Genomic DNA, 16,478 nt, shown 5'->3' with positions numbered 1-16,478 from the left:
CGGGCCGCGGGGAGGGCCCTCGGGAGCAGGACTGGCGAAAGGCTCACCCGATGTCGGGGCTGGAGAGCGCGGTGGCGCGCACGATGTCCTTCGGACCGTCCGTCGGTTGCTGTCTGGTGGCGGCCTCGCTGGCGCTGCGCGCGCGGTGGGCCGGTGGACGGGTGCGCACGCGACTGCTGCTGCTGGCGGGTTCGGCGGTGGCCGGGGGCGGGTACCGGCTGCTGGCCGACGCGCTCTCGGTGCGTCCCTCGGCCGCCGGTCCGGACGCGCGTCCGCTGCTGGGGCCGGTGGTGGCCGTCGGGGCGCCGCTGGCGGTCGGCCTGGCGGCGGCCGGGCTGGTGGTCGCGGCAGACGCCGGCGCCGGCCGTCCCGTGTTGCTGCGGAGGGTGCTCGACGGGGTCGTCGCGGCGGGTGCCGTGTTCATGGCCGGGTGGGTCCTGCTGCGCGGGGCCGGCGGCCACTGGCGGCTGGGGGAGGGGATGGTGGGGTTCCTGTGGGCCGCCGAGCTGGTCTTCCTCAGCTTCCTGCTGGCCCTGTGCCGTCTCGTGCGCAGTGACCGGAGGGCCACCGTGTGGGCGGGGGTCGTCGGACTCGCTCTCATACTGCTCGGCGACACCATGCAGCTGTGGGCGGTCGGCCCGCACCGGCTCGGGGTGGACGCCGCCCAGGTCGCCGGATGCAAGACCGCCGGCCTGCTGGTGATCGCCGTCGGCCCGTGGCTGCCCGGCGGCGCCGGTGTCCTGGGGACGGCCCGGCCGACGCTGCGCTGGGGGATGGAGGGCACCGCGGCGTTCGTTCCCCTGACGGTCTGCACCGTCATGGCCCTGGGGCACGTGCTGGCCCCCGACTCCCGCGACCCGGTGCCGCTGCTGGTGGGCGGGACGGTGCTGCTGAGCCTCTGGGTGCGCCAGAAGTTCCTGCCGGGCGAGCCCATGGAGCGAGGCGGCTGAGCCTGGCGCAACCGCCTTGGCGAGACGAGCGCGGGGCAGCCCACCGCGGCCTGGCACTGGTCCTCGCGTTCGCTCCTGATCGATCGAGCCCGTCGAGCAGCCGGAGCGCGGCCAGGCAGCGGGAGGGCGGGAACCGGATGTCCTTTCCGGAGTTCGCGGAAGCCGAGGCACTCGGTTCGCGTACATCGCCGAGCAGTACGGATTCCGTCACTCCGGCCCGGACCCGGACCTGCGTGACTCCGGCACGCCGTTCTTCGTCTTCCGGCGTCTGCCGGACGCGAGGGAACGCGCCGCCCGCACGAGGAAGAGCCTTCCCGGCGCCCCGAGAAGGGCCGGCCGCCGGGAGTGCGCGCTGGCCGCTGCCCGCCCGGATCGTCGTCGACTACTACGGTGCGCCGGCGCGGCAGCGGACGCGTCCGTGGCTCATCGGTATTCCGGTGGTGTTCCTGCTCTTCCTGACGGGGAACGGCGAACGGCGAACTGCACGCGACGGGACTGCGCGTCGCGGCCGGCGTGGCCCTGGCGCTGATTCCGGCGCCGGCGGTGGTCCGGCCGATGTGTGCGAGGCGCTCGCTGCAGGAGTCGAGGAGGTGGACCGACGGGACCTCCTGAGCGGCCGAGGCGGCTTCCTCCTCGAGCCTCCGGACCCGTGACTGGAAACCCTCAAGGCCGACCTCCCGGCCCAGACGCCGTCCGACGCCCCCACCTTGCTCAGGTTGTGCCGTGCCCTGCCGTGCACGGGCGTCCCCCGCCCACTCGTGCGGGGCGGGGGAGCCGGTCGGCCGTGGACTACGGCAGGGCGTGCACGTGCGCGCCCACCGCGCTCGACCACGCGTTGCCCGCCGTCGCGTCCCAGTTGGTGGACCAGGTCATCGCCCCCCGCAGGTCGGGGTACGTCCTCGACGGCTTGAAGGAGCCGCAGTTGGTGGCCTTGGTGAGGCAGTCCAGGGCGGCGTTGACCACCGACGGGGCGACGTACCCGCCGCCCGCCGCGCGGGTCGAGGCCGGCAGGCCGAGGCCCACCTGGGACGGGGCGAGACCGCCCTCGAGCTGGATGCAGGCCAGGGCGGTGAGGAAGTCGACCGTGCCCTGGGCGTACACCTTGCCGTCGCAGCCCAGCATCGTGCCGCTGTTGTAGTACTGCATGTTGACGACCGTGAGGATGTCCTTCACGTTCAGCGCGGTCTGGAAGTAGCCGCCCTGCGTCGACTGCATGTCGATGGTCTGCGGGGCCATGGTGAGGATCATGTCCGGGCCCGCCTTCGCCGACAGGGCGCGCAGGGCCTGGGTCATGTAGGTCGGGTTGAGACCGTTCTCCAGGTCGATGTCGACGCCGTCGAAGCCGTACTCCTGCATGAGGGAGTACACGGAGTTGGCGAAGTTCGTCGCGGAGGAGGCGCTGTTCACCGAGACGGTGCCCTTCTCGCCGCCCACCGAGATGATGACCTTCTTGCCCGCGGCCTGCTTGGCCCGCACGTCCGCCTTGAACTGGTCGACGGTGTAGCCGCCGAGCCCGGCCGAGTCGAGGTTGAAGGTCACCGCGCCCGGCGTCGTGGTCGCGTCGGCGAAGGAGACCGCGATGATGTCGTACGCGGAGGGCACGTCGGAGATCTTCTGGACGGTCGCCCCGTTGTTGAAGTTCTGCCAGTAGCCGGTCACCGCGTGCTTGGGCAGGGTGCCGCTGCCCCCGCCGTCGTCCGGCGCCGTGGTGCGGGCCGTGACCGCCGCCGACTTCGCCGACTCACCGGCCGCGTTCACCGCCGTCACCTGGAAGGAGTACGACGTCGAGGCCGCCAGACCGGTGACCGTCGCGGAGGTGCCGGTCACCGCGGTCACCTTGGTGCCGTCGCGGTAGACGTGGTAACCGGTGGCGCCCGAGACCGTGTTCCAGGTGAGGGAGGCCGAGTTCGGCGTCGTACCGGAGACGCTCAGGCCGGCCGGGGTCGCGGGGGCCGTGGGGTCGGGGTTCCCGCCGTCGCCGCCACCGCCGTCGGGGCCGAAGACGGACAGGTCGTCGACGTAGTACGCCGCCTGCCCGTACCAGCCGTGTGTGTACACCGTCACCGAGGTCGTCGAGGACCCGGTGCTGAAGGTGGTCTTGAGCTGCTTCCAGGAGGCGGAGTCCGGCGTCCAGGTCGACACGTCGGTCGTACCGGTGCCCGTCACGCCCAGGTAGGAGTAGCCGCCCTGCACCCACGCGCTCAGCGTGTACGTCGAGTTGGGCTTCACCGCGACGCTCTGGGAACAGCGGGCGGTGTCCTGCCCCGCCGGGGTGGCCTTCAGGGCGGCCGAGCCCGCGTGCACCGGGGAGGCGACGGTGGCGCCGCTGTTCGCCGAACAGGTCCAGTTGCTCAGACCGGACTCGAAACCGGCGTTCTTGGCGTTGTTGACGTCGGCGGCCGATGCCGGGCCGACCGCCGTGAACGCGAGCGCCAGTGCGGCGGTGACGGCGCCCGAGAAGGTGCCGAGACGTCTGCCGCGCCGTCTGCGTACGGGGTCCACTGCTGCCTCCGGTGGGGAAGTGGGGCGGGATGGGGGACGGTGGCCACCGCTGAACTACAAGGTGGTCCAGACCAATTGAGGGTGTCAAGAGGTAGGTACGGACCAAGTGCGCGGCGGGTGGTGGACGGACGGCAGCCGCCAGGCGGACGCCGATGTGCGCTCGAAAATGCTCAACCTGTCCTGCTTTGGCGCACCTTGTGCAGCACAAGTTGTTCCAGAGCTGGAGAAACGCTGTTCTCCCGTCACAGGCGCGTGGATACAGTGCTCACGTAGTCACGCAGTGAAGTCATCCGGGGGTGCCGGAGCAACACCGGCGGTCCGACGGGCATGGGAGACGGGGAGCCGCGCGTGCCAACTGCCATTGCCGTGACCAGTGCCGACCTGGCACTGCCGCCGCAGGACGAACGGACGCTGCCCGCGGCCGTGCTCCAGGACGTCGACCGGCGACCCCTGGACCAGGTGCTGGCCGAGCTGCAGGGTCTGGTCGACCAGTGCGGGCACGTGATCGTCGTGTTGTCCCAGGCCGTCCCGAAGGGCGTCGAGCGGCGCCTGCACACCGTCCGGGCCCTCCTGGAGACCGACCGCGTCGCGCTGTTCCGGCCGCCCCTGCCGCCGCTCGGCATCGCCGTGCTGGCCCGCCAGTTGCGCCAACTGGCCTCCTGCGACCTCGGCCCCGGTGTCCTCGCCTCCGCCGGCCGCCTGCTCACCCACTACATCCACGCCGGCGCCCTGCTCGGCTCCGTCACCCGGCTCGACCGCGTGCCGGTGGACCTCAAGGCGCACGCCAGGTCCTGGGTGCCCGGCAGCCAGTTCGGCGTCGTGGCCCACCCCGAGCCGCAACTGGTGCGCATCGGCCCCGAAGCCGCCCTCACCGGACCGGAGTTCGGCACCTCGCTGCTGGTCGCCAAGGGCCAGCTCCCGTCCGACTGGGTCACGGGCACCCTGGCCCCGGCCTGGCGCGTGCAGGGGCTGCGCGAGACGGAGCTGCCCGCGGAGTCCCCGCACTGGTGGGGGACGGGACGGCTGACCGAGTTCTGCGCCTACCTCCCCGACCTCTCGGTCCTCTACCAACTGGTCGCCTCCGTACGGCAGAGCGCCTGCCACTGGTGCGGCATCGACGTCATCGGCGACCGCTGCGTGTTCTGCTCCGCGACCCCGCCGGTCCACGACGACCACGGCGGTGCCTCCGGCGGACCCCGCGGCGGCGGCAGGGAGCGCGCGCTGGGCCACCGCCGCGATCCCGCCCTGGGCCGCCGGCGTGAGAGACGCGCCCTGACGGGGTAGATCGCCAGCGCCCCACCCACCAGCCCCCGTCCACCCGGACGTCCGACCACCCCCCCGATGAGGTTGCACGGCCCATGAACTCCCGTCAGCGCCGCGGCATCGTCCTGCTGATCCTGTCGGTCCTCTGCGCCCTCGGCGCGTTCGCCGGCGTGCTGTCCGTCGTCAACGACGTGAAGTCCAAGGTCGGTCCCGAGGTGACCGCGTACCGGCTGAAGTCCGACATCGAGCCCTACACGCAGCTCGGGGCCGCGCAGTTCGAGAAGATCGGGATGCCCGAGCGCTGGCTGTCCGACAACGCCGTCACCGACCTGTCCCAGGTCCGCGGCAAGATAGCCGTGACCAGGCTGAAGGCGGGCTCGCTGCTCCAGACCGACATGATCGTCGACACGCCCGCCCTGCGGCCCGGGCAGCAGGAGGTCGCCATCATGATCGACGCGGCGACCGGCGTCGCCGGGAAGATCACGCCGGGCGCCACCGTCAACGTGTACGCCACCTTCGAGGGCCAACGCGAGGGCGACCCCGACCAGTCGAAGATCGTCGTGACCAACGCCAAGGTCATCGACGTGGGCGAACTCACCTCGCTGGAGCCCGACGCGGACAGCCGCGACCGCCGGACCACCGACGCCGTCCCCATCACCTTCGCCCTGTCCACCCTCGACGCCCAGCGCCTCACCTACGCCGAGTCGTTCGCGCGACGCGTCCGGCTCGCGCTGGTGGCCCCCGGCGGCGACACCACGGTCCCCGACAAGGACCGGACGTACGAACTCGCGAAGGACAAGTGAGAGCCGCATGGCCACGAGGATCCTCCCGGCAGTCGGCGACCCGGACGCCGTACGGTCCCTCACGTCGCTGCTCGGCCGGCTCCCGGACGCCGAACCGGTCACCCCGGTCGCCGACTCCACCCAGCTCGTCGACACCCTCGCGCGCCTCGCCGCCGAGTCGGTCGACGAACTGCCCGAGGTCGTGATCGTCCACGAGCGCATCGGCCCGGTGCCGGCCCTGGAGCTGATCCGCGAGGTCGCCCTGCGCTTCCCGGCCGTCGGCGTCATCCTCGTCACCTCCGACCCCGGCCCCGGCCTCTTCCAGGCCGCCATGGACTACGGCGCCCGCGGCCTGGTCGCCCTCCCGCTCGGCTACGAGGAACTCGCCAGCCGCGTCCAGGCGGTCGCCCAGTGGTCGGCGGGCGTACGCCGGCACCTGGGCAGTGCCGTCGACGTGTTCACCGGAACCGGCGGCACCGTCGTCACCGTCAGCGGCGCCAAGGGCGGGGTGGGCACCACGCTCACCGCCGTCCAACTGGCCCTGGCCGCCCAGGCTTCGGGCCGTTCCACCGCCCTGCTCGACATGGACCTCCAGACCGGCGACGTCGCCTCCTACCTGGACGTCCAGTTCCGCCGCTCCGTGGCCGACCTGGCCGCCATCACCGACCTCTCCCCGCGCGTCCTGGCCGACGCCGTCTTCCGCCACGACAGCGGCCTCGCCCTGCTGCTCGCCCCCGGCGAGGGCGAACGCGGCGAGGAGGTCACCGACCGCGCCGCCCGCCAGATCGTGGGCGCCCTGCGCTCCCGCTACGAGGTCGTCGTCGTCGACTGCGGCGCCCAGCTCGGCGGCGCCGGGGCGGCCGTCGTGGAGACCGCCGACACGGCCCTGCTGGTCACCACCCCGGACGTGGTCGCCGTACGGGGTGCCAAGCGGGCGGTGCGGATGTGGGACCGGCTGCAGATCCGCAAGGCGGAGGAGACCACCGTGGTCGTCAACCGGCACACCCGGGGCACGGAGATCCAGCCCCCGCTGATCCAGCGGATCACCGGCACGGCGATCGCCGCCACCACGGTCCCGGCCAACTTCAAAGAACTCCAGGGTGCCGTGGACGCGGGCCGCGTGCACGAACTGGACGCCAGGAGCACCGTGAAGCAGGCCCTGTGGGCGCTGGCCGGCGAACTGGGCCTGGCCGGCGTGCCCGAAGGGGGCCGCAAGGGCCACGGCCGCCTCCGCGGGGACCGGGGCGAGCGCGGCGCCCGGGGCCCGGCCGGCTTCCGGCGGCGGAAGGACGGTGCGGGGTGAGCGCGTTACGCGGCCGGGCGGTGGCCCGGGGCCGGGACAGCGGCCAGGTGACCGTCGAGTTCCTCGGCATGACCCCGGTGATCGTCGCGACGCTGGTGGTGCTGTGGCAACTCGTGCTCGTGGGATACACGTACACGCTCGCGGGGAATGCTGCCGACGAAGCGGTACGGGCGGCGACGGCCGCGGAGCGCGGGGCGCGGCAGGGGGCCTGCCGGGAGGCGGGCCTGGACAAGCTCCCGGGCTCCTGGGAGGGAGGCGCCGAGGTGAACTGCGGCAGCGCGGGCGGCTACGTCACCGCCGACGTGCGCATCGAGGTCCCCCTGCTCTTCCCGGGCACCCTCAGCATCCCGTTCACCGTGCACGGCCACGCGGGGGCCGTGGAAGAGGAGGACGACTGAGATGCCGTACTCCCGCGCCGGACGCGACCGCGACCGCGACCGGTACCGCGACCGGTACCGAGGCCGGGACGGGGGCCGATGCCGGGACCGAGGTCGATGCCGGGACCGATGCCGGGACCGGGGCCAGGTGGCCATCGAGTACCTCGGCTTCCTCCCGATCCTGCTCCTCGTCGGCATGGCCGTCGTACAGCTCGGCCTGATCGCGTACACCGCCCAGCAGGCCGGCACCGCGGCCCGGGCGGGCGCGCGCAGCGCCTCGCTCCGCGAGAGCGCGGACGCGGCGTGCGCGGCGGCCGTCAGCGGCCGGCTGGCCGGCGGCACGCACTGCACGCCGTCGTACGGCGGGGACGAGGTGACGGTCACCGCCACTGTCGACATCCCGTCGATCGTGCCCGGGTGGGACTTCGACCCGGCCCGCAAGTCCGCCACCATGCCGCTGGACCACTGACCGAGGAGCCGAGGACGCATGAGCCTGCGCGCACGCATCCACTCCCCCGAGGAGCACGGCAGCCGGGGCGAGGACGGACACCTGGTCGCCTCCTACCGGGCCAAACTCCTGGAGGAGATCGACCTCGCCGAGATGAGCGCGCTCGCCACGGCCGAGCGCCGGGCCCGCCTGGAGCGGGTCCTCGGGCACATCATCAGCCGCGAGGGCCCGGTCCTGTCGACGGTCGAACGTTCCCAGCTCATCCGCCGGGTCGTCGACGAGGCACTCGGCCTGGGCATCCTCGAACCGCTCCTCGAAGACGCCTCGATCACGGAGATCATGGTCAACGGCCCCGACGCGATCTTCGTCGAACGCGCCGGCCGGGTCGAGCAACTGCCCCTCCGCTTCGCCTCCCACGACCAGCTCATGCAGACCATCGAGCGCATCGTCTCGACGGTCAACCGCCGCGTGGACGAGTCGAACCCGATGGTCGACGCCCGTCTGCCGTCCGGCGAGCGCGTGAACGTCATCATCCCGCCGCTCTCCCTCACCGGCGCCACCCTCACCATCCGCCGCTTCCCCCGCTCCTTCACCCTCCAGGAGCTGATCGGCCTCGGCTCGCTCGACGAGAACATGCTCTACCTGCTGGCCGCCCTGGTGCAGGCCCGCTTCAACATCATCGTCTCGGGCGCCACGGGCACCGGCAAGACCACGCTGCTCAACGCCCTCTCCGGCCTGATCCCCGAGTCCGACCGCATCATCACCATCGAGGACTCGGCCGAACTCCAGCTCCAGCAGGCCCACGTCATCCGCCTGGAGTCCCGTCCCCCGAACGTCGAGGGCCAGGGCAGGATCACCATCCGCGACCTGGTGCGCAACTCGCTGCGCATGCGCCCCGACCGCATCGTCGTCGGCGAGGTCCGCGGCGGCGAGTCCCTGGACATGCTCCAGGCCATGTCGACGGGCCACGACGGTTCCCTCGCCACCGTCCACGCCAACAGCGCGGAGGACGCCCTGATGCGCCTGCAGACGCTGGCCTCCATGTCGGACGTGGAGATCCCCTTCGCCGCGCTGCACGACCAGATCAACAGCTCCGTCGACGTCATCATCCAGCTCACCCGCTTCGCCGACGGCGCCCGCCGCATCACCGAGATCGCCCTGCTGGCCAGCCACGGCGGCGAGCCGTACCGCCTGGCCACGGTGGCCCGTTTCAACGCCCGCCCGATGACACCCGACGGCCACGTCCTCGGCGCCTACGAGTACCACCCCCTGCCGCGCCGCACCGCCGAGCGCCTCTACATGGCGGGCCAGCCCGTCCCGCAGGCCTTCGGCGTGGCCCACGCACCCGACCAGCTCACCACCCGAGAAGCCAGGTAGGACCGCCCGATGGAACCGGAACTCGACACGCTCGTCACGCTCACCACCGGCATCACGCTGCTGACCTGCGTCCTGGCGGTCATGGGCCTGCACTCCTACGCCGCCGGCAAGGCCCAGCGCGCGGCCCTGGTCGACCGGCTCACGGCGGCAGGACAGACCCCGGTGACGGGACGCCGACGCCGCTTCCCGGGCCTGGACCGCCGCCTGCGCCGCACCAGGCTCGGCCGCAACCTGGAACGCCGCCTGGCGGCCACCGGCCTGGACGTGACCCCCGGCGAGTTCTTCGCCTACATGCTGGCCACGGTCGCGGGTCTGTGGCTGATCGGCCAGGCGGCCCTCGCCCCCTTCTTCGGCCCCCTGGCCGGCCTGCTCGGCATCGGCATCGCCACCCAGTTCCTCAACTGGCAACGCCAGAAACGCATCGAGAAGTTCATCAACCAGCTCCCCGAACTCGCCCGTATCCTCGCCAACGCCACCCAGGCCGGCCTCGCCCTGCGCACCGCCATCGGCATGGCCGCGGAGGAACTGGAGGCCCCGGCCGGCGAGGAACTGGGCAAGGTCGCCGACCAACTCGCCATCGGCGCCTCCATGGACGACGCCCTCGGCGAACTCGCCGACCGCCTCCCCTCCCGCGAACTGGTCGTCCTCGTCACCACCCTCGTGCTCTCCAACCGCGCGGGCGGCCAGGTGGTCGGCGCCCTGCGCAACCTCACGGAGACGCTGGAGGAGCGCAAGGAGACCCGGCGCGAGATCCGCACCCAGCTCTCCCAGGTCACGGTCACCTCGTACGCCGTTCCCGTCCTGGGCGTCGGCTCGTTGCTGCTGATGAACGGGGTGAAGGACGGCGCCCTGGAACGCATGACGGGCTCCCCGGCCGGCCAGGCCGCGGTGATCACCGCCTTCGCCCTGTACGCCGTCGGTTTCGTCCTCATCCGCCGCATGTCCCGCATCGACGTCTGAGAGGAGGCGCAGACCCCGATGACCATCCCCTTCCCCGGCGTCCTTCTGGGCCTCCTGATGGCCCTGGGCGTCTGGGGCGTCTTCGCCGGCCTCCGCATGTACCGCGCGGAGGCCAAGCTCCCCGACGACCTCGCCCTCGCCCTGGAGGTCGGCGCCACCCGCACCGGCGCGGCGCACTCCCTGATCGACCGCATGGGCATGCGCTACGCCCCGGCCGTACTGCGCCTGATGGGCCCCGCCCTGGTCGCCCGGTACCGCCGCAGGATCGACCTCGCCGGCAACCCCGGCGGCCTCACCATCGACCGCTACGCCGCCCGCCGCGCGGTCTACGGCGCCCTGGGCGCCGTGGGCTTCCTGGTCTTCCTCCTCCGCGGCCAGTACGTCGTCGCCCTCCTCCTGCTGGCCTTCGGCGCCTTCTGGACGGAGGTGGGGCTCTGGTCGGCGATCCGCATCCGCAGGGACGTCATCGAGCGCACGCTGCCCGACTTCCTGGACGTCGTGGCGGTGGTGGTCAGCGCGGGCCTCGGGTTCCGCCAGGCCCTGGACCGGGTCTCCACGCGCTACGAGGGCCCCTGGGCGGACGAACTGCGCATCACCCTGCGCCAGATGGACCTCGGCATGAGCCGCCGGGAGGCCTTCACGGAACTGCGCCGGCGCAACGACTCGGAACAGGTGGCGATGTTCGTGACGGCACTCCAGCAGGGCGAGGAACTGGGCGCCCCCATCGTCGAGACCCTGGTCTCCCTGGCCAAGGACATGCGCCGCACCGACGCCCAGAACGCCCGCCGCAAGGCCGCCCGCGCGGTCCCCAAGGCCACGCTCATGATCACGACCTTCATGGTCCCGGCCACGATGATCCTCCTCGGCGCGGGCCTGATCCTGGGCTCGGGGACGGACTTCGGCACGCTCACGGGCGAGTAGGGGAGTGCGACTGCACATGAACACAAGACGTCAACTACCGCCATCCAGAGACTTACTCGCCCTACTTCGCTGCAACACCTTTCGCACTTGCAACCAACTGTGGGACAGTCGTTGCCTGGTACTCCCGACAGGCCGAGGTCCCCGAGCGCAAGGGAGGTGGAGATCGTGCACGCCATGACACCCGGCACGACCAGCCGGCGGATCACCACCACCCACCCAAGCGTCCCGCACGAGGAACGCGCCGCCGCCCACCCTGGAGGGGAACACCATGACCAACTGGCTCCGCACCACCACCGCCCGCCTGCACACCACCCTCACCACCACCGACCACCGCAGGGACAAGGGCCAGACGGCGGTGGAGTACCTCGGCATCATCGCGGTGGTGGTGGCCATCGTGCTGGCGATCACGGGGACGGATATCGGGCAGACGATTTACGACGCGATCGTGGACAAGGTCGACGAGGTCATCAACGGTTGAGCCGCGACCCCGGGCGACATGACGCGGGACAGGCCTTTCCCGTCTACATCACCGTGGTGGGAGGCCTGCTCCTTCTCGCGTTCGCCTACTTGGCGGTCGGTCAGGCTTCGGCCAACCGGAATGGCGCGCAGACAGCCGCCGACGCCGCTGCTCTCGCTGCAGCCCAGCACACCCGCGACCAACTCGCAGCCATGTGGAGCAAGGAGGTTCTGGACCCGACCCAGTGGCAGCAGATCTTCGACGGCGACGTCGTGGGCCTCGGTCCATCGTGCGGGCGCGCAGAGCAACTCGCTACGCACAACGACGCTCGTCTGGTGAGCTGCGCTCCTGAAGGGCTGCTTGGCTACACGGTCGAGGTGGAGACGGTCAGGCCTGTGGGGGACTCCATCGTGCCGGGTACTGAAGACAAGCATTCTCGGGCCTCAGCAACCGCCGAGGTGGAGCCCCGTTGCACATTCGAACCGCCCACGGTTGAGGCAGAAGATGATGACCTGCCGGAACTGGCGTGCGGAGACGAGCGCTGGGTCCTCGACCCGGAGAACCTGGTCGACCTGCCAACGGCAGACGAGCTGTTTGCCGTCCATCTGACCGACTGAGAATCGAATGACGAGAATGAGGGAAGCAGGGGCATGAACACTCGGTTCACCACCAAGGCCCGCAGGGGGATGGTCGCGGTGACTGTCGTAGCTGGTCTCGCCCTCGGTGCGGTCGGTTGCAGCGGGGGCGAGGGCGGAGACGGAAAGGCTCCGGAAGCCTCAGCTTCTGCCTCCGACGACGCGGGCTCCGACCCGAGCGTTCAGGAGGGGGCGGACGATTCCCTGGCCGAAGTCAAGGGAGAGGACGGTCTCATCCTCAAGCTCACCTCGGCGACGAGAGACGCCGGGGGATTCGTAACCGTCAGCGGCGAATTGAAAAATGACGGTAGCAATCCCGCACGCGTCTCCGTACGTACCGCGGGCGACGAGACGGAAATCATCCGGCATGGTTCGTCATTGGGTGGCGCGACGCTTATTGATTCCGTAAAGAAGAAGCGTTACTACGTCCTACGGGACACGGACGGTCGCCCCCTGACCACCACGAACATGCCCAGAATCAAGCCTGGCGCATCCATTCCGGTCTTCATGCAGTTCCCGGCGCCACCGGAAGACACCACTAAGGTCACCTTCCAACTGCCGACATTCGCCAGCGCGTCCATCTCCATCACAGGGTGATGCCGGCCATGACCTCACCCCCGCGCCTGCTGGCCGCAGTCACCCTCACGCTCGCCACGACCCTGTACAGCACCACCGCAGCCCACGCCGACGGCGACCCCAACGACCCCCCCGGCACAGAACCCTCCGCCTCCGCCCCCGTGAAGGTCGACCCCAACGACCCCGACCTGAAACTGCCGGACGGCGCCACGCTCGCGCAGGCGAAGGTCCTGGACATCAAGTCGGTCGTCGAGGAACAGAGTGGCGACGAGCGCCGCGAGGACACCAACACCAGCGTGACGCTCGCCCTCCAGGCCGAGGTCCTCTTCGGCAAGGACAGCTCGAAGCTCGGCGCCGAGGCGAGGTCCCGCATCAGGGGCATCGCCGAGGAGATCAGGAACCAGAACGCCACGAGAGTCCGCGTCTTCGGCTTCACCGACAACCTCGGCTCCTCGACCCACGGCGACGTCCTCTCCAAGCGCCGCGCCAACGCCGTACACGACGTCCTGTCCCAGTCCCTCAACGACGCCGACATCACCTACGAGGTCCGCGGCTACGGCGAGCAGTACCCGATCGCCGACAACTCCACGGAAGCCGGCCGCAAGAAGAACCGCAGGGTGGAGGTCTCCTTCCCACGCTCGGAGCCCTGACGCCCATGATCAAGCGCACCCGCACCCGCACCCGCACCCACCGCCCCGCCCTGGCAACCCTCACAGCACTGACGGCCCTCACCACGGCCGCATGCGGCCCTGCCCACGACGGGCCGAACGCGACACCGTCGGCGCCCCTACCCACCGCAGCCGACGGCACGGGCGGTACCGCCCCCGACACCTGCACCGACGGCAACTGCGAGATCACGGTGACCAGGCCCGTGACCCTCCACTTCCCGGGCCCGGACGGCATCACGAGGGCAACGCTGTCGGTGACCGAAGTCGCCCCCAACAAGATCGAGTACGAGGTGAAGTCGGGCAACAACCGCTCCGAAACCGGCGCGAGCGGCCCCGGCCAAGGCTGCCTCACCCACCTCCGCGACGACGGCAGCGCCAACTCCTGCGGTGCCCTCCGCCCCACCCGCCCGAGCCCGCAGCCCGGCGCGGTGGTGATCCAGGCGACGACGGGCACGGACGGCAGGGCACTCCTCCACATCGTCTCGCCCTGAGGAAAGCGACGAAAAAGACGTCACCCATCGACGCCGATCGCGAGACCCAGCCCGAGCGTCTTCGAGGGACGCCGCGACCATCCCGTGGACATCACGGACGAATGACTCCGCCCGCCGGCGCTGCCGGGCCCTCCACGATCTCCACCCGCGTCCCAACCCGCACCCCCCACTCACCCATCGCCCCGGCTTCGGCCTCCAGTACGTGCCGTGCCCGCAGCCGGGGCAGCCCCAGCCTGCCCGGCCGCATGGTGCGGACGGCGATGACGGTGAGGTGCCGGTCGAGGTAGGCCACGTCGATGGGCATCCGCATCCGGAACGTGTGCACGCTGTTGGCGGGGGACAGGAGCATCGCCCCGTCGACGGAACGGCGCCCCAACAGCCCTCTGGTGCGGGCGCGGTAGGAACCCGCGATCTCCAGCGGAACGCGAACAGCGTCGCAGTCCTGCCCCACCACGGTCAAAGCCCCCGTCCCGTCCCGCCAACGCCGCTGCCTCACACAGTCCCCCTCACCTCAGCAAGTCGGCCCGGCCTTCCTGCCGAAGGTATCCGACACGGGCCCGGCGATCCCCGCGGTGGCACGACCGCTTTGCTGCTCGCCCACGCCGGTAGGGTCTGGGGCTCGTGAACGCTTCCGACCCGCACCTCAGCGCCTTCGCCGAGATCTTCGGCGATCCGCCGGCTGACCACGCCGTACCTGTCGACTGGGAGGCGGTCGAGTCCTGGCTGGGAACACGCCTGCCCGCCGACTACAAGGCCGTCGCCGCCGCGTACGGCCCCCTCGACATCGGCGCCTGGCTCTGGCTTCACACCCCGTGCGTGAACCGCGGTTGGTTCGACTACGGCGCGTGGGTCCAGCAGACTCGGCGAGACGCTCCCGGTGTCCTTCCCTTCGGCGCCACCCGCACCGCCGACACCCTCTACTGGGACACCACAGCATCCGACGACCCCGACCAGTGGCCGGTCGTCATGCACTGCCAGGACGACGAGAACGCGGGCCGCGACCCCTGGCGGCGTTTCGCGGGCCCGCTCGTGCCGACACTGGCCCGGCTCGTGGCCGACGGCATGCGCCCCGTGGCCGCCCGAAGCGGCATGCAGGCCGACCTGGAAAGCACCGCGTGGACCCCGCCGCCCCGGCGCCCGGAGCCAACCGCACAGCAGCGAGCGGCGCTCACCACGGGCAGCGGCCTGAAGGCATTGACCGCACTCGTCCCGCCGCCGGAGACACCCGCGCTCGGTAAGCACAACTGGGACTGGTTGTACGGACGACTGGGCACACGTCTGCCGGCCGAGTACGTACGACCGATGGAACGGTACGGGGCCGGCTCCTGGGGCGGCTGGCTGCGCTTCAGCATGCCCTTCGACGAGGACCGGCACGCGCTCGCCCCGTGGGCCGAGTGGTACACGGAGACGTACCAGGGACAGCGAGCCGAGTTCCCCGATGCCCATCCCCTGGCCGCATATCCCGAGCCCGGGGGATTCCTGCCCTTCGCAGACTCCATCGACGGCGACCAGGTGTGCTGGCTGACCGAAGGCGCCACGCCGGACGACTGGCCGTTGATCGTCGTACCGCGCCATGCCGGCCAAGGCCGGCCGCTCGACACCGATCTCGTCACGACGCTGCTGGAATGGCTGCGCGGCCGGTTCGCGACCGAGGGCCTGCCCCCGCTCGGACGCCGGGACGAAGACCCCCTCGACTACATGGAATTCGAGCCCTACGACGCGAAAACAGCCGCCGATGACCAATGACTCGGCGCCGCACCACCCGAGCCGCCAAAGCCGACACCCACCTTGGTCACCGTTCCCCCTCCGCCGAACGTACCCCCGTCCGACCGACGCGGAAACGACAGTGCTCCGAGGGTCGGCGTGGTGGCCGGACCTCTTTGCTGATTCCGCGGTGTTGCGTAACCGTTGCAGCCCAAGAAGCCGCAGCTACCGCTCACTTGGCATCGTCGCGCCATGGAGGGAGACGGGTGTCACCCTGGTGTCGCTCGGCCCCGGTGGATAGCGTTGCTTCGCTCGAGAGAAGCCTCGTCCCACCCAGGAGCTGACCGTGAATCGCCGCCGCCCCACCCTCATCGCAGCGCTCACGCTGACCGCCGCTGCGGCCCTGACGCTGTCCGCGTGCGGCAGCGAGGACAGTTCCGACAAAGGGAAGGACGAGATCGCCGGGGCGGACACGAGTAGCTCCACCCCTTCGCCGTCACCGACTGCGGCTGAGTCGCCGGAGCCCGATCGGCCGAAGATCGACCTGCCCGCGGATCTCTCCTACACCTTCGACTGGCCCAAGACGGGCGACAAGGACAAGGACGCGGTCCTTGCCGACAGCGAGCAGTCCATCAAGGCCGTGGACTTGGCGATCGTCAACCAGAACCCGCTCGACAAGGCATACCTCTACTACTACGAGGGCGAGGCCGCTGCCGGCACACAGAAGTTCATCCAGAACTACGTGGATAAAAAGGCGAGCATTACGGGAAGTTATCGTTTCTACGCGCCTGAAGTGACAGTCGACGACGATGGAACGGCTTCCTTCACGTATTGCGAAGATCAAGGCAAGGCCTTCGTCAAGTTCCTTGAGAGTAACAAGGTCAGGAAAACCGAGGTAACTGCGAAGAGCTACGTCGTCTATCACACGTCGCTGAAAAAGAACGGTGATGGCGTCTGGGAGATCCAGAACATCGCTTCGCAGAGTGGGAGCGTCAAGTGCCAGCCGTGACACGTGGGAGGAAGAAGTTCTTCGCCGCGACGGGCGTAGGTGTATGTCTGTCACT

General features: G+C 70.7%; 18 protein-coding genes. 16 read left to right on the top strand and 2 right to left on the bottom strand.

Features of this window, described 5'->3' with window-relative positions; translation table 11 throughout:
• The first annotated feature begins 50 nt into the window (after positions 1-50).
• On the top strand, positions 51-950 hold the full coding sequence (locus tag IG88_RS0121675; RefSeq protein WP_234332244.1) for a hypothetical protein: 900 nt from the start codon (positions 51-53) through the stop codon (positions 948-950).
• 789 nt (positions 951-1,739) lie between these two features.
• On the opposite strand, the gene IG88_RS0121670 is transcribed toward IG88_RS0121675, so the two are convergent.
• Positions 1,740-3,452: a chitinase gene (locus IG88_RS0121670; protein ID WP_031043651.1), complete on the bottom strand. Its 1,713-nt coding sequence runs from the start codon at positions 3,450-3,452 to the stop codon at positions 1,740-1,742.
• 327 nt (positions 3,453-3,779) lie between these two features.
• On the opposite strand from IG88_RS0121670, the gene IG88_RS0121665 reads away from it, so the two are divergent.
• From IG88_RS0121665 to IG88_RS0121605, 13 genes are all read left to right on the top strand, one after another.
• Entirely contained in the window at positions 3,780-4,736 is a 957-nt protein-coding gene (locus IG88_RS0121665; protein WP_031043648.1) for a hypothetical protein, read from the top strand.
• A gap of 74 nt (positions 4,737-4,810) precedes the next feature.
• Positions 4,811-5,518, top strand: a complete 708-nt coding sequence (cpaB, locus tag IG88_RS0121660) for a Flp pilus assembly protein CpaB (protein ID WP_031043646.1) — start codon at positions 4,811-4,813, stop codon at positions 5,516-5,518.
• A gap of 7 nt (positions 5,519-5,525) precedes the next feature.
• Positions 5,526-6,800: an AAA family ATPase gene (locus IG88_RS0121655; protein WP_031043644.1), complete on the top strand. Its 1,275-nt coding sequence runs from the start codon at positions 5,526-5,528 to the stop codon at positions 6,798-6,800.
• Positions 6,797-7,198, top strand: a complete 402-nt coding sequence (locus IG88_RS0121650) for a TadE/TadG family type IV pilus assembly protein (RefSeq protein WP_031043640.1) — start codon at positions 6,797-6,799, stop codon at positions 7,196-7,198. Before IG88_RS0121655 ends, IG88_RS0121650 begins: the two co-directional genes overlap by 4 nt.
• Before the next feature lie 127 nt (positions 7,199-7,325).
• Entirely contained in the window at positions 7,326-7,646 is a 321-nt protein-coding gene (locus tag IG88_RS0121645; RefSeq protein ID WP_031043637.1) for a TadE/TadG family type IV pilus assembly protein, read from the top strand.
• Positions 7,647-7,664: 18 nt separating this feature from the next.
• Positions 7,665-9,002: a CpaF family protein gene (locus IG88_RS0121640; RefSeq protein WP_031043635.1), complete on the top strand. Its 1,338-nt coding sequence runs from the start codon at positions 7,665-7,667 to the stop codon at positions 9,000-9,002.
• A 9-nt stretch (positions 9,003-9,011) separates the two neighbouring features.
• Positions 9,012-9,962, top strand: coding sequence for a type II secretion system F family protein (locus IG88_RS0121635; RefSeq protein WP_031043634.1), 951 nt, complete (start codon positions 9,012-9,014; stop codon positions 9,960-9,962).
• Positions 9,963-9,980: 18 nt separating this feature from the next.
• Positions 9,981-10,883, top strand: coding sequence for a DUF5936 domain-containing protein (locus tag IG88_RS0121630; protein WP_031043632.1), 903 nt, complete (start codon positions 9,981-9,983; stop codon positions 10,881-10,883).
• A gap of 268 nt (positions 10,884-11,151) precedes the next feature.
• Positions 11,152-11,361, top strand: coding sequence for a membrane protein (locus IG88_RS0121625; RefSeq protein WP_031043630.1), 210 nt, complete (start codon positions 11,152-11,154; stop codon positions 11,359-11,361).
• A complete protein-coding gene (locus IG88_RS0121620) occupies positions 11,358-11,957 on the top strand; it encodes a pilus assembly protein TadG-related protein (protein WP_031043625.1) in 600 nt (199 codons plus the stop codon). The genes IG88_RS0121625 and IG88_RS0121620 overlap by 4 nt, the downstream gene beginning before the upstream one ends.
• 33 nt (positions 11,958-11,990) lie before the next feature.
• Entirely contained in the window at positions 11,991-12,572 is a 582-nt protein-coding gene (locus IG88_RS0121615) for a hypothetical protein (RefSeq protein WP_031043622.1), read from the top strand.
• 8 nt (positions 12,573-12,580) lie between these two features.
• Positions 12,581-13,201 carry an OmpA family protein gene (locus tag IG88_RS0121610; protein ID WP_031043620.1) on the top strand — a complete coding sequence of 207 codons (621 nt, stop codon included), beginning with the start codon at positions 12,581-12,583 and terminating at the stop codon, positions 13,199-13,201.
• 5 nt (positions 13,202-13,206) lie between these two features.
• Positions 13,207-13,710 carry a hypothetical protein gene (locus IG88_RS0121605; RefSeq protein WP_031043619.1) on the top strand — a complete coding sequence of 168 codons (504 nt, stop codon included), beginning with the start codon at positions 13,207-13,209 and terminating at the stop codon, positions 13,708-13,710.
• A gap of 91 nt (positions 13,711-13,801) precedes the next feature.
• Here the strand turns inward: IG88_RS0121605 and IG88_RS0121600 are convergent, their stop codons facing one another.
• The gene (locus tag IG88_RS0121600) at positions 13,802-14,206 is read right to left on the bottom strand and encodes a DUF192 domain-containing protein (RefSeq protein WP_031043618.1); all 405 of its coding nucleotides are present in this window, start codon (positions 14,204-14,206) and stop codon (positions 13,802-13,804) included.
• 125 nt (positions 14,207-14,331) lie between these two features.
• On the opposite strand from IG88_RS0121600, the gene IG88_RS0121595 reads away from it, so the two are divergent.
• Positions 14,332-15,456 carry an SMI1/KNR4 family protein gene (locus tag IG88_RS0121595; RefSeq protein WP_051852003.1) on the top strand — a complete coding sequence of 375 codons (1,125 nt, stop codon included), beginning with the start codon at positions 14,332-14,334 and terminating at the stop codon, positions 15,454-15,456.
• 304 nt (positions 15,457-15,760) lie between these two features.
• Positions 15,761-16,423, top strand: a complete 663-nt coding sequence (locus tag IG88_RS0121590; RefSeq protein ID WP_031043616.1) for a hypothetical protein — start codon at positions 15,761-15,763, stop codon at positions 16,421-16,423.
• Positions 16,424-16,478: the final 55 nt, after the last annotated feature.

Source organism: Streptomyces sp. NRRL F-5650, from assembly GCF_000721365.1.
Taxonomy (GTDB): Bacteria; Actinomycetota; Actinomycetes; order Streptomycetales; family Streptomycetaceae; genus Streptomyces; species Streptomyces ardesiacus.
This window is presented reverse-complemented; position numbering and strand designations above follow the sequence as displayed.